Origin of the sequence: Geodermatophilus pulveris (genome assembly GCF_900188375.1) — a bacterium.
GTDB lineage: Bacteria > Actinomycetota > Actinomycetes > Mycobacteriales > Geodermatophilaceae > Geodermatophilus > Geodermatophilus pulveris.
Genome location: NZ_FZOO01000010.1, coordinates 33,313 through 46,022, shown reverse-complemented (window position 1 = coordinate 46,022; position 12,710 = coordinate 33,313). Strand labels below are relative to the sequence as shown.

Genomic DNA, 12,710 nt, shown 5'->3' with positions numbered 1-12,710 from the left:
CATCGGTACCGCACGAGCGGCGCGGGAGGCGGCCATGGAGCGTCCAGCCAACCCCGGGGCCCCCAACCCGGTCACGCAGTCGATCGACGGGGCCACCGGTGACATGACGATGTCCGGCGACGCCATGCGGTGGTCCCCGGAGCTGGCCGAGGGGCAGCCGGTGGCCGGCCCGCCGCCGTGGGCGCTGCCCGGGGCCGACGCCGCGCTCGGCGCGCTGCTCGCCCTGGACGCCCCCGGCGTGCGCCGGCTGGTGTCCGGCGCGGTGACCTCCCTGGCGACCGTGGCCGGGGACGTCGTCGCCGAGCTGCGCCAGCTCACCCGCGGCCCCGACGGGGACGGCCGGGACGACGGCCGGGACGACGGCGGCCCGCGCCCGCCCGGCCCGCCGCCCCCGGCGTGACCGCCGGTCGCGATCTGCCTGTACAACCAGAGGAGCACAGCCACACCGGAGTGGGGAGTCGCACCGCATGAGCAGCTCGCTGACCCTGGCGCCCGCGCCGCCGTCCGAGGCCGCCGAGGAGGTCCGCGCGCAGGTGCGCGACTTCCTCGCCGCCGAGCTGGCCGCGGGCACGTTCACCACGCACGTGGACACCTGGCTGTCCGGTGTGGACCCGGCGTTCTCCCGCAAGCTGGGCGAGCGCGGCTGGCTGGGCATGACCTGGCCCAAGGAGTACGGCGGCCACGAGCGGACGGCGATGGAGCGCTACGCCGTCACCGAGGAGCTGCTCGCCGCCGGCGCCCCGGTGGCCGCGCACTGGATCGCCGACCGGCAGTCCGGCCCCAACCTGCTGCGCTACGGCACCGAGGCCCAGCGCAAGGAGATCCTGCCGCGGATCGCCGCAGGGGAGTGCTACTTCGTCATCGGCATGAGCGAGCCCGACTCCGGCTCCGACCTCGCCTCCATCCGCACCCGGGCGGTCCGCAACGGCGACGGCGACTTCGTGGTCAACGGCGCCAAGGTGTGGACGTCGAACGCGCACCACTCGCACTACGGGATCGTGCTGGTGCGCACCGGCCCACCCGGCGAGGGCCCGCGCGGCAAGCACCAGGGGCTGACCCAGCTGCTCGTCGACCTGTCGCTGCCGGGCATCACGATCAACCCGATCCGCATCCTCGACGGCGGCCACCACTTCAACGAGGTGGTGTTCGACGACGCCGTCGTCCCCGGTGACATGCTGCTGGGCGAGGAGGGCGCCGGCTGGCACCAGGTGACCGCGGAGCTGGCCTTCGAACGGTCCGGCCCCGAGCGGTTCCTGTCCACCTACCCTCTGCTCGCCGAGTTCGCCCGCCGCGCCGCCGACTCCGGCGACGCCGCGCAGCTGGCCACCCTGGGCCGGCTCTCGGCGCGGCTGCTGGCGCTGCGCCAGCTCTCGCTGCGGATCGCCGCGGCGCTGGACCGCGGCGAGCTGCCCGACATCCCGGCCGCGCTGGTCAAGGACGTGGGGACGACGTTCGAGGCCGACGTGGCCGAGGAGGTCCGCAAGGTGGTCGAGGTGCCGGTGTCGCTGGACTCGCCGGACCCGCTGGGCCGGGCGCTGGCCGAGGCGCAGCTGCACTCGCCGGGCTACACGCTGCGCGGCGGGACCAACGAGATCCTGCGCGGGATCGTGGCCCGCGGGCTCGGGCTGCGCTGATGGCCTCCGACCAGGACCTGGTGGTCGAGACCGTCCAGGACGTCCTCGCCGGGCACGAGCCGTTCGCGCTGACCGCGGACACCGCCTGGGACGCCGGCCTGTGGGCCGACCTCGCCGAGGCGGGGCTCACCGGCGTGGGGCTGCCCGAGGAGGCCGGCGGGTCCGGCGGCGAGCTGGCCGACGCCATCGCCGTCGTCCGCACGCTGGCCTCCGGCGCCGGGGCGGTGCCGGTGGCCGAGCAGCTGCTGGTCGCGGGGCCGGCGCTGCTGGCCGCCGGGCTGGACCTGCCCGACCCGGCCGAGCCGCTGACCCTGGCGGTCGCCGGGGCGGTCACCGCCGCGCCGTCCGACGACGGCGACGGGCCGGGGCGCTGGACGCTCACCGGCACCGCGACCGATGTCGCCTGGGCCGGGGTGGCCCGCCACGTCGCCGTCCTGGCCGCCGCGCCCGAGGGCATCGACGGCGCGGTGCTCGCCCTGGTCGACGCCCAGGGGCTGGCGACCAGCGACGCGCGCAACCTGGCCGGGGAGCCGCGCGGCTCCCTGGTGCTGGCCGGAGCGCCGGCGTCCGGGGCGCTGCTGACCGCCGAGCAGGCCGCGGTGGTGCGCGCCCGCTACGCCCTGGCACGCGCGGTGCAGCTGGGCGCGGCCCTGGAGCGGGTCCTGGCCTGGACGGTGCAGTACGCCGGCGAGCGGCAGCAGTTCGGCCGGCCGCTGGGCAAGTTCCAGTCGGTGCAGATGCAGCTGGCGCAGATGGCCGGCGAGGTGACCGCGGTGACCGCGCTGGTCGACGCCGCCGTCCACGTGCTGGAGCGCGACGAGGACGTCGTGCTGGCCGCGGCGGCGGCCAAGGTGCGCGCGGGGGCGGCCGTGGAGGTGGTGGCCCGGCTGGCGCACCAGGTGCACGGCGCGATCGGGTTCACCCAGGAGTACCGGCTGCACCACCTCACGCGGCGGCTGTGGTCCTGGCGCGACGAGGCCGGCTCGGAGCTGACCTGGTCGCGGGTGCTCGGCGCGGGGCTGCTGTCCCGGGGCGGCGACGAGCTCTGGCCGGCGCTCACCCGGGTGGTCTAGCGGCCGCGCGCCGCCCCCGCGCGGGAGGCAGCGCGCGGCGTCGGCTCACACGGTCTCGGGCACCCGCAGGTGGGCCAGGACCAGGTCGAACTCGGCGACCTCGGTGACCGCCAGGCCCAGGGCGGGGGCCAGCTCGTCGCGCAGCGCCTGCGCCTGCCCCCGGGTCTCGACCATGTCCTCCCGGCTGTCGTAGGTGACCGCGGCGACCGCCATCCCCTCCGCGGTGTGCGTCATGAGGCTCACGCTGCAGAAGCCGGGCAGGTCGTCGAGCCGGGGCGCCAGGGTGGTCCGGAACCCCTCGATGCTGCGCTCCATGCCGTCGGGCTCGCCGCGCAGCCAGGTCACCCGGGTGCAGGCGCCGTGGTGGGCCTCGTGCCGGCGGTGCATGGCGGCGATCTCCCACTCGCGCACCTCGAAGCCACCCTCGAACACCTCCGCCGCCCGGTCGCGCATCGACCGGACCCCCTCGGCGCTGGCCTGCATCGCCTCGCGGTCGCGCCAGGACGTGGTCACGATGCACCGGCCGGACCCGCGGTCGGCGAGCATGGACAGGCCGAGGCAGCCGGCCATGTCCTGGACGGCGGGCATCACCTCGTCGCGGACGTACGCGATCCCCCTGTCGAGGGCCTGCGGGTCGCCGCTGATGGTCGTCGAGCGTGCGTACACGGCACCGCTCCTCTCCCGAGACGCTGGAGTCCCCAGCCGGCGGTGCCCCGGCGGCATCGCCGCGGCGCCCAGGGTCCTCCCGCCCCCGCCGGCGGGCAACGCCCCGGTGCGCCCGGCCGCGGGCCTGCGGGCCCCGGGCTGCGGTGCGAGGGTGGGGCAGCGGGTCCGGTGCGCTCGCACGCGGCCCCCCCGACACCGCGGAGGTCCGCATGTCCCAGCACCGGTCCCTGTCCAGGCGGGCCGCACGCGTCGGCCTGTGCACCGCCGTCGCCTGCTCCACGCTCGCCCTGTGGACCGTCCCCTCCGGGGGCGCGACGGAGGCCACCGGCGTCCCGCCGGCCCCGTGCACCGGCGGGCCCGGCGTGCTCACCGTCGAGGAGCAGCGCATCGGCCTGCCGCTGGTCGAGGGCGGGGAGTCCGCCGCCGCCCAGTTCCTGCGCGCCGCCGGCTTCGAGGAGGCGGTGACGGCCTTCACCGACGACCTCTGCGCCGCCCGCACCCTCGTCGAGGTCGAGGAGCTCGCCGCCCGCCACGGGGAGGCGCTGTGGGAGCTGGCCGTGGCCCGCGCGCAGGGCGAGGTGCAGCTCGGCACGATCGACCGGTACGACGACCGGCCGCTGTACTGGGCCCGGCTGCACATGACGCGGGCGGTGCGCCAGTACGAGGCGCCCTTCGAGCTCACCGGGATCCAGCGCAACGCGCTGGTGCACGTCCTGGACCGCTCCTCGCGGGGGATCACCACGGTGGCCTGGCCGGAGGACGCCGGGGACGCCCGCCGCGTGATGATCAGCGGCTTCGACACGTACAGCCTCGACGCGAGCCTGCGGAACTCCAACCCCTCGGGCGCCACGGCGCTGCAGCTCGACGGACGGCGGCTGGAGACCGCGGACGGCCCGGTCGTCGTGCAGTCGGTCGTGTTCCCGGTCAACTGGACCGACTTCGACCAGGGTGTGGTCGAGGACGCCTTCGGCCAGGTCCTCGTCCCGGGGGAGGACCGCGCCGACCTGATCATGACGATCAGCCAGACCTCCCGCGGGCGGATGGACGTCGAGCAGTGGGCCGCCAACGCCCGCGGCGGCTCCCCGGACAACAACCGGAACACGCTGTTCGGGCCGGTCTCCCGGCCGTCGCACTGGCCGCAGCCGTTCGACTCGCCGCAGTGGATCGAGACGACCCTGCCCCACCAGGCGATGATCGACGCCGGGACCGGGCCGTGGCCGGTGGTGCTCAACGACGGCATCTGCGAGTGGCCGGCCGGCACCTTCCCGACCCCCTCGGCGGTGCGCTGCCAGGACGACCCGTCGGAGGGCTCCACCGCGGCGTCCGGCCCGGGCGGCAGCTACCTGCCCAACGAGAGCATGTACCGCTCCAACCGGCTGCGGATCGGCCTGCAGGCCTGGGACGTCCCCGGCGGTCACCTGCACATCTCGGCGCTGGAGTACCCGGCGGACCCCGCCGTCCTGACCAGCCCGGAGTTCGAGGCCGACCGGGAGGCCGTCGTCGACCAGACCGTCGCGCTGGTCGCGGCAGCCGGCGCAACCCGCTGAGAGCCGGGTCACCCGCGCGCCCCGGAGTTCCTCGCGCCCTCGCCCGGCGTTGCGCCGTCGGCGCGGGTGTCGTTCACCTGCCGCGCCGACGCTCGGGTTCCCGACCGCACGAGCGCAGGAGGACCCATGACCGACACGGACACCACGACCGAGCAGACCACCCACACCCCCGAGGCCGAGGAGCACCAGGGCGGGTCCGACCGGGAGTTCGGCGAGCTCGCCCGCACCCAGCAGGACGTGGCGCAGCGCGCCCGGCAGCTGGTCGCCGGCGACCTGGCGGCCCGGGCGCAGGACGGCGGCGACGCCGACGAGCGCACCGGCCGGCTGGTCACCTCCACCCGGGCCGACCTGGCGGCCGAGCTGCGCGAGCAGGAGCAGGAGGAGGCCCGCCGGCACCTGGAGCGGGCCACGCGCAGCAGCGAGGACGCCGTCACCGGCGTCGTGCAGGGCATCACGACGATCGTCCGCAGCGTCGTCCCGGCCGTCCTCGTGCGCCCGGAGGACGTCATCGAGGCGACCTACGGCCTGGCCGACCAGGGCCTCCGGGTCACCCGCCGGCTGGCCCTCACCATGGCCGGCAGCCTGCGGAACCTGAGCCAGGCGGCCTGACCCCGGTCCCGGGGTGGACGGCGGTGGCCGTCGTCCACCCCGGGCGGGCAGCATGCGGGGGGTGAGCAGCCTGAGCGACCGACACGGGCACACCCACCGCCTGGACCTCGCCGACGCCACCGTGCGGGAGTGGGACGCCACCGTCGTCGCGTCCGACGCCGAGCAGGGCATCGTGCTGGACCGCAGCGCCTTCTACCCCGGCGGGGGCGGGCAGCCGCCGGACGAGGGCGTGCTGCTGTGGGGCGGCGTCCGCACCCGGATCGCCGGCACCCGCAAGGGCGACGAGCTCTACCTCGTCCCGGTCGAGGGCGACCCGCTGCCGCCGCCGGGCACCGCCGTCCGCGGCGCCCTGGACGACGAGCGGCGCACCGCGCTGATGCGCACCCACTCCGGCCTGCACGTGCTCACCGGCGTCGTGCTGCGCGACTTCGGCGCGAAGGTCACCGGCGGGAACATGGAGCCGCTCGTCGCCCGGATGGACTTCGACCTGCCGGAGGTCCCGCCGGACTTCAAGGACCGGGTCGCCGAGGCGGTCAACGCCGAGCTCGCCGCCGACCGGCGGATCGAGGTCCGGACGCTGCCGCGCGAGCAGGCCTACGCCATCCCCGACCTGATCCGCACCGCGACCGACCTGCTGCCGCCGGACATCGAGGTGGTCCGCATCGTCGACATCGTCGGCCTGGACACCCAGGCCGACGGCGGCACGCACGTCGCCTCGACCGCGATGGTCGGCCGGGTCGAGGTGGTCAAGATGGAGAACAAGGGCAGGGGCTTCCGCCGGCTGCGGATCCGCGTGGTCTGAGGCGCAACTGCCCCCTGCCGGGGGACGCGGGCCGGCTCACCTCGCACCCGCGGCTGCCGGTGTCAGCCGGCCGCGGCGGCGTCCCGGTCCAGCGCGCGGGCGGCGAGCTCGGCGTGCAGCAGCACGCCGTCGGACAGGACGTCGTCGCTGAACCGGGCGCGCGGGCTGTGGTTGTTCGGCGCGGTCCGGTGGTCCCCGCCGACGGCGGCGCCGAGGAAGACGTAGCAGCCGGGGACCTCCTCGAGCACGCGGGAGAAGTCCTCGGAGCCGGTGAGCGGGGACACCCGCGGGGCGTACCGCTGCTCACCGAAGACCTCCGCCGCCACCCCGGCGGCGAAGGCGGCGTGGTCGGGGGCGTTGACGGTCACCGGGTACTCCTCGATGAACTCCACGTCGGCGGTCAGGCCGTAGCCGGCGGCCACCGACTCGCACAGCCGCACCGACGCCTCCCGGACCCGCTCGCGGGCCGCGGCGGAGAAGGTGCGGACCGTCGCCTGGAAGCTCGCCTCGTCCGGGATGATGTTGCGCTTCGTCCCGCCCCGGAACAGCCCGACGGTCACCACCACCGGGTCGAAGACGTCGAAGGTGCGGGTCACCATCGTCTGCAGGTCGCCGACCAGCTGCGCGGCCACCGTGATCGGGTCGCGCGCCAGGTGCGGCGCCGACCCGTGGCCGCCCTCGCCACGCACGGTCACCCGGAGCTCGTCGCTGGCCGCCATGAGCGTGCCCGGCCGGGTGGTGAACTCCCCGTGCGGGTGCACCGCCGACATGACGTGCATGCCGTAGGCCGACGACACCCGCTGCCCGGCGGCGTCGAGGACGCCCTCGGCGAGCATGTGCCCGGCGCCGTCCCACCCCTCCTCACCGGGCTGGAACATGAGGACGACGTCGCCGGCCAGGGTGTCGCGGTGCGCGTGCAGCAGCCGCGCGGCGCCCACCAGCATCGCCGTGTGCAGGTCGTGGCCGCAGGCGTGCATCACGCCGTCGACCTCGCTGCTGTAGTCCAGCCCCGTCTCCTCCTGCACGGGCAGCGCGTCCATGTCGCCCCGGAGCAGGACGGCGGGTCCCGGCCGCCCGCCGCGCAGCACCGCGGTCACCGACGTCGTCGAGGTGCCGGTGGACACCTCCAGGTCCAGGCCGTCCAGCGCGGCCAGCACCGTCTCCTGGGTGCGCGGCAGGTGCAGGCCCACCTCGGGACGGCGGTGCAGCCGGTGTCGCAGCTCCACCAGCTCGCCCTGCAGGGCGCGGGCGTCCTCGCGCAGCGTCTCCGACCGGGTCACGCGGCATCCTCCGAGTCCATGCCCGCACGGTAGGAGTGCGCCGCCGCGACGGCTCGGATTTGCAGGCATCGGTCATGGGAGGCTCGCCCGGTGTCGGGATCGGTTGTGCTGGACGAGGACGACCTGGCCCTGGTCGAGGCGCTGCAACGCGATCCCCGGGCGCCGTGGACGTCGGTGGCCGACGTGGTCGGCACCAACGCGGTCACCGCGTCCCGTCGCTGGGAGCGGCTGCGGTCGACCGGCGCGGCGTGGATCACCGGCACCCCCGGGCCCGGGTCGTACCACGCGCAGGTGCTCGCCTACGTCGACGTGACCTGCACGCCGAGCGAGAAGACCCGGGTGGCGCACGAGCTGGCCGGTGACGCGCACGCGCTGTCGGTCGACATCACCGCCGGCGGCCGGGACCTGCTGCTGACCGTGGCGGCGGTCGACCTGCCCACCCTGGGGCGGTACCTGCTCGAGCGGCTGGACCGGGTGCCCGGCGTGACCGGCACCCGCGCCCGGATCGCCACCCGGCTGTACGCCGAGGGCAGCACCTGGCGGCTGGGCGTGCTGCCCTCGACCGGCAACGGGAACGCCATGCCGGCCATCCGGCCCGCGGTGCTGGACGAGGTGGACCGGGACCTCATGTCGGCGCTGGGGGAGGACGGCCGGGCCTCGTTCGCCACGCTGGCCCAGCTGACCGGCATCAGCCAGCCCACGGCGCGCCGCCGGGTCGACCGGCTGATCAGCTCAGGGGCGGTCCTGCTGCGCACCGACGTGGCGGCCCCGCTGGCCGGGCTCCCGGTGATGGTCGTCCTGTCCGCCGACGCGCCGGCGAGCCGGCTGGACGACGCGGCCGCCCGGCTGGGCCGGCTGCAGCAGGTGCGCCTGTCGGCCACCCTCGCCGGCACGCCCAGCATGCTGGTGATCGCCTGGCTGCCCTCCCTGGAGGAGGTGCACCGCTTCGAGCAGGACCTGGTGCACCAGGTGCCCGAGGTCGACGTGGTCGACCGGCTGGTCGTGCTCCGCTCGGTGAAGCGGATGGGGCGGCTGCTGGACGCCGCCGGGCGGGCGACGGGGACCGTGCGGATGGACGTCTGGCGCGAGCCGGTGTCGCCCGGGCGGTGAGCGGCGCCCCGGCACCCTGTGCCCCGTCACCCAGCCGTGTGACACCGGTCACCCACAGCCAGGACCCGCCGCTGTTATCCCGATGTCACCCACAGGACCCCGTCGTGCCCTAGCTTTCAGCCACGGATCGGTCGAGGAGGCGCTGTTGGTGAGCAGTCCCGTTCTCTCCATCCGGGGGTTGACGACGGAATTCGTCACCCCGGCCGGGGTCGTGAAGGCCGTCAACGACGTCAGCTGGGACCTGTACCCCGGCGAGACGCTGGGGGTCGTCGGCGAGTCCGGGTCGGGCAAGAGCGTCACCGCGATGTCGATCCTCGGACTGGTCCCGAGCCCGCCCGGGCGGGTGGTGGCCGGCGAGATCCTGTTCGAGGACCGGGACCTGCGCACCATGCCGGCGCGGGAGCTGCGGCAGCTGCGCGGCAGCCGGATCGGCATGGTCTTCCAGGACCCGATGACCAGCCTGAACCCGGTGCTCAGCGTGGGCCGGCAGATCGCCGAGGCGCTGCTGCTGCACGACCGCGGCCTGGGCCGCGAGCGCGCCCGCGCCCGCACCGTCGAGCTGCTCGCCCTGGTCGGCGTCCCGAACCCCGAGGGCCGCTACGACCAGTACCCGCACGAGTTCTCCGGCGGCATGCGCCAGCGGGCCATGATCGCGATGGCCATCGCCAACGACCCGACGGTGCTCATCGCCGACGAGCCGACCACCGCGCTGGACGTGACCATCCAGGCGCAGGTCCTGGAGGTGCTGCGGGCCGCCCGGGACCGGACCAACGCGGCGACGGTGCTGATCACCCACGACCTGGGCGTGATCGCCGAGCACGCCGACCGGGTGGTCGTCATGTACGGCGGCAAGGTGGTCGAGGTCGCCGACGTGCGGACCGTCTTCGCCGCGCCCCGGCACCCCTACACCCTCGGGCTGATGACCAGCCTGCCCCGGCTGGACGTCGAGCTGGAGCGGCTGGACCCCATCCCCGGCTCGCCGCCGAGCCTCATCGACCTGCCGACGGGCTGCTCGTTCCACCCGCGCTGCCGGGTGTCGCGGGGACGCGAGGTCTGCCGCACCCAGGTGCCCCCGCTCTACGACGTCGGCGGCGGGCAGCAGTCGGCCTGCCACTTCGCCGAGGAGGTCCCCGCCGCGATGGCCGAGGTGTCCCGGGCGATGGGCGCCGACCCGGGGAGCGCCGGCCGGTGAGCACCCCGACGGTGCCCGACGCGCCGCCGCGGGACCTGCACGAGCGGGTCGGCCGCGGCGAGGAGATCCTGCGGGTCGAGGACCTCAAGACGCACTTCCCGATCCGCGGCGGGGTGACCCGGCGGCAGGTCGGCACGGTCTACGCGGTGGACGGCGTGAGCCTCCAGGTGGCCGCCGGCGAGACGCTGGGCCTGGTGGGGGAGTCCGGCTGCGGCAAGACCACCGCCGGGCGGACCATCGTCAAGCTGCTGGAGCCCACCGCGGGGCGGGTGCTGTTCAAGGGCACGGACATCACCGGGCTGAGCCGCCGGCAGATGAAGGCCGTCCGCCGGGAGATGCAGTTCGTCTTCCAGGACCCCTACACCTCGCTCAACCCCCGCATGACGGTGCGCGCCATCGTGGGCGAGCCGCTGCGCATCCACGGCCTGGCCGCCGGGGCCGAGCTGCGCTCCCGGGTCGACGAGCTGCTGGCCGGCGTGGGGCTGAGCACCGAGCAGGCCGACCGCTACCCGCACGAGTTCTCCGGCGGGCAGCGGCAGCGGATCGGGATCGCCCGGGCCCTGGCCCTGGACCCGCAGGTGCTGGTCCTCGACGAGCCGGTCTCCGCGCTGGACGTGTCCATCCAGGCGCAGGTGGTCAACCTGCTCCAGGAGCTGCAGGCGCGGCTGGGGCTGGCGTTCGTGTTCATCGCCCACGACCTGTCCGTCGTCCGGCACATCTCCACCCGGGTCGCGGTCATGTACCTGGGCAAGATCGTGGAGATCGGCGACCGCGCGGACATCTACGGCACCCCCACCCACCCCTACACGCAGGCGCTGCTGTCGGCGGTGCCCATCCCCGACCCGGCCAAGCGGGGCGCCCGGCAGCGGATCGTGCTCACCGGCGACGTGCCCAGCCCGGCCGCCCCGCCCTCGGGCTGCAACTTCCGCACCCGCTGCCCCCGCGCCGAGCCGATCTGCGCGGAGGAGGAGCCGGCGCTGGTCGACCGCTTCGGCCACGGCCACCCCAGCGCCTGCCACTTCGCCGAGGTGCGGCCGGTGGTCCCGTGACCGCGCACCCGCCACCGCCAGCGCCACCGTCACCGCCGGCCGCGTCCGCGCCCCCGGCCGGGTCCAGTTCCGTGCCACCTCGTCGAAGCGGGAGACCATGACCACGATCCGAGCACGCCGTCGCCCGTCCCGGGCCCGGTCCCTGGCCGCCGCGTCCGCGCTGGCCCTGCTCCTCGGCGCCTGCACCGTCAGCGACCCCGAGGCGCCGGCCACCGGCGGTGGCGAGGGCGGCGGCGGGGGCACCTTCTCCATCGCCGTGGGCATCGACCCGGACACCTTCGACCCGGCCGGGCAGACGACCACCACGGTGCAGAACATCGTCGACTACGTCGTGGAGACGCTGGTCGTGTTCGACGAGAACGACGAGCTGGTCGGCAACCTCGCCGAGAGCTTCGAGGTCTCCGAGGACGGGCGCACGGTCACCCTGGTGCTGCGCGACGGCGTGGTGTTCCACGACGGGACGCCGTTCGACGCCGAGGCCGTGCGGTTCAACCTGGAGCGGATCGTCGACCCCGCCCTCACCGTCCCGCTCGGCTCGCCGTTCGAGGTCATCGAGTCGGTGACCCCGGTCGACGACACCACCGTGGAGATCGCGCTCAGCCGGCCGTCGCCGGGCTTCCTCAGCGCGCTGTCGGTGACGACGGCGGGCATGATCTCCCCGGCCTCGGTCACCGCCGAGGGCAACACCAACCTGGAGTACCAGCGGCCGGTGGGCACCGGGCCGTACACCTTCGGCTCCTACACCGCCGGCGAGAGCGTCACGGTGGAGAAGTTCGCCGACTACTGGGGCGAGGAGCCGCACTACGACACCGTGGTCTTCCGGGTCGTCCCGGAGGCGGCCACCCGGGAGAGCCTGCTGCTGTCCGGGCAGGTGGACATGATGATCCTGCCGCCGGTGTCGGACCTCGAGGCGCTGCAGGCCAACGAGGACGTCGAGGTGCTGCTCGCCGAGAGCGACCGGACGATCTTCATCGCCCTGGACACCAACGACCCGCTGCTGTCGGACCCCCGGGCGCGGCAGGCGCTCAACTACGCGGTCGACAAGCAGGCCATCGTCGACAACGTGCTGTTCGGCGCCGCCGAGGTCCTCGACGCCCCGATGGCGCCCAGCCTGTTCGGCTACTGCGAGACCGGCTCCTACGACCACGACCCCGAGCGGGCGCGGCAGCTGCTGGCCGAGGCCGGCGCGGAGGGGGCCAGCCTGGAGCTGCTCACCCCCAGCGGCCGCTACGTGCAGGACCAGCAGGCCGCCGAGGCCATCGCCGGCTACCTGCGCGAGGTCGGCCTGGACGTCAGCGTCTCGACCAGCGACTTCCCCTCGTTCCTGGCACGGGTGAACGCCGCACCGTCGGAGAACACGGTCGACATGCACCTGCTGGGCTGGGCACCGCCGTTCCTGGACGCGGACTTCCAGATGCAGATGTTCCGGCAGGCGACCCACCCGCCGGCGGGCCTGGCGACGTCGTTCTACACCAACCCGCAGGTCGAGGAGCTGCTCGCGCAGGCCGACGTGGAGACCGACGAGGCCCGGCGGGAGCAGCTGTACTGCGACGCCTCGCAGATCATCTGGGACGACGCCCCGTGGATCTTCCTGTGGACCCAGTCCTTCCCGATCGTGTGGTCCACCGACGTCACCGGCATCAGCGCCACGCCGACCGAGAAGTTCTCCGCCGTCTACGCGCGGCCGGCGAACTGACCAGCGACCGCCGGGCCGGCGGGCGGCGGGCCCGCCGGCCGGACGAGGGAGG

The 12,710-nt window shown here is 75.1% G+C and carries 12 protein-coding genes; 10 read left to right on the top strand and 2 right to left on the bottom strand.

The window, feature by feature from the left end; all coding sequences use genetic code 11:
* The first annotated feature begins 34 nt into the window (after positions 1 to 34).
* The 3 genes from CHB98_RS17790 (at position 35) to CHB98_RS17780 (ending at position 2,707) form a co-directional block, all read left to right on the top strand.
* Positions 35 to 400 (top strand): hypothetical protein, encoded by a 366-nt coding sequence (locus CHB98_RS17790; RefSeq protein WP_245821343.1) that lies wholly within the window; start codon positions 35 to 37, stop codon positions 398 to 400.
* Between the two features lie 67 nt (positions 401 to 467).
* Positions 468 to 1,634, top strand: a complete 1,167-nt coding sequence (locus CHB98_RS17785; protein WP_089306941.1) for an acyl-CoA dehydrogenase family protein — start codon at positions 468 to 470, stop codon at positions 1,632 to 1,634.
* Positions 1,634 to 2,707: an acyl-CoA dehydrogenase family protein gene (locus CHB98_RS17780; protein ID WP_089306940.1), complete on the top strand. Its 1,074-nt coding sequence runs from the start codon at positions 1,634 to 1,636 to the stop codon at positions 2,705 to 2,707. The genes CHB98_RS17785 and CHB98_RS17780 overlap by 1 nt, the downstream gene beginning before the upstream one ends.
* A gap of 45 nt (positions 2,708 to 2,752) precedes the next feature.
* Here CHB98_RS17780 and CHB98_RS17775 read toward each other — a convergent pair whose 3' ends face one another.
* Positions 2,753 to 3,373, bottom strand: a complete 621-nt coding sequence (locus CHB98_RS17775) for an antibiotic biosynthesis monooxygenase (RefSeq protein ID WP_089306939.1) — start codon at positions 3,371 to 3,373, stop codon at positions 2,753 to 2,755.
* A gap of 209 nt (positions 3,374 to 3,582) precedes the next feature.
* Here CHB98_RS17775 and CHB98_RS17770 point away from each other — a divergent pair, with 209 nt between their 5' ends.
* From CHB98_RS17770 to CHB98_RS17760, 3 genes are all read left to right on the top strand, one after another.
* Positions 3,583 to 4,920, top strand: a complete 1,338-nt coding sequence (locus CHB98_RS17770) for a hypothetical protein (RefSeq protein ID WP_089306938.1) — start codon at positions 3,583 to 3,585, stop codon at positions 4,918 to 4,920.
* A 126-nt stretch (positions 4,921 to 5,046) separates the two neighbouring features.
* Positions 5,047 to 5,529 (top strand): hypothetical protein, encoded by a 483-nt coding sequence (locus CHB98_RS17765; RefSeq protein WP_089306937.1) that lies wholly within the window; start codon positions 5,047 to 5,049, stop codon positions 5,527 to 5,529.
* Positions 5,530 to 5,590: 61 nt separating this feature from the next.
* Positions 5,591 to 6,331, top strand: a complete 741-nt coding sequence (locus CHB98_RS17760; protein ID WP_218822417.1) for an alanyl-tRNA editing protein — start codon at positions 5,591 to 5,593, stop codon at positions 6,329 to 6,331.
* Positions 6,332 to 6,393: 62 nt separating this feature from the next.
* Here the strand turns inward: CHB98_RS17760 and CHB98_RS17755 are convergent, their stop codons facing one another.
* Positions 6,394 to 7,611: a M20 metallopeptidase family protein gene (locus tag CHB98_RS17755; protein ID WP_245821340.1), complete on the bottom strand. Its 1,218-nt coding sequence runs from the start codon at positions 7,609 to 7,611 to the stop codon at positions 6,394 to 6,396.
* Positions 7,612 to 7,701: 90 nt separating this feature from the next.
* Between CHB98_RS17755 and CHB98_RS17750 the strand changes: the two genes are divergently transcribed.
* The 4 genes from CHB98_RS17750 (at position 7,702) to CHB98_RS17735 (ending at position 12,658) form a co-directional block, all read left to right on the top strand.
* The gene (locus tag CHB98_RS17750) at positions 7,702 to 8,721 is read left to right on the top strand and encodes an Lrp/AsnC family transcriptional regulator (protein WP_089306934.1); all 1,020 of its coding nucleotides are present in this window, start codon (positions 7,702 to 7,704) and stop codon (positions 8,719 to 8,721) included.
* A gap of 148 nt (positions 8,722 to 8,869) precedes the next feature.
* Complete coding sequence (locus CHB98_RS17745) at positions 8,870 to 9,913, top strand: ABC transporter ATP-binding protein (RefSeq protein WP_245821339.1); 1,044 nt, start codon at positions 8,870 to 8,872, stop codon at positions 9,911 to 9,913.
* Positions 9,910 to 10,962, top strand: coding sequence for an ABC transporter ATP-binding protein (locus CHB98_RS17740; RefSeq protein ID WP_089306932.1), 1,053 nt, complete (start codon positions 9,910 to 9,912; stop codon positions 10,960 to 10,962). Before CHB98_RS17745 ends, CHB98_RS17740 begins: the two co-directional genes overlap by 4 nt.
* Positions 10,963 to 11,059: 97 nt before the next feature.
* Positions 11,060 to 12,658 carry an ABC transporter substrate-binding protein gene (locus tag CHB98_RS17735; RefSeq protein ID WP_089306931.1) on the top strand — a complete coding sequence of 533 codons (1,599 nt, stop codon included), beginning with the start codon at positions 11,060 to 11,062 and terminating at the stop codon, positions 12,656 to 12,658.
* Positions 12,659 to 12,710: the final 52 nt, after the last annotated feature.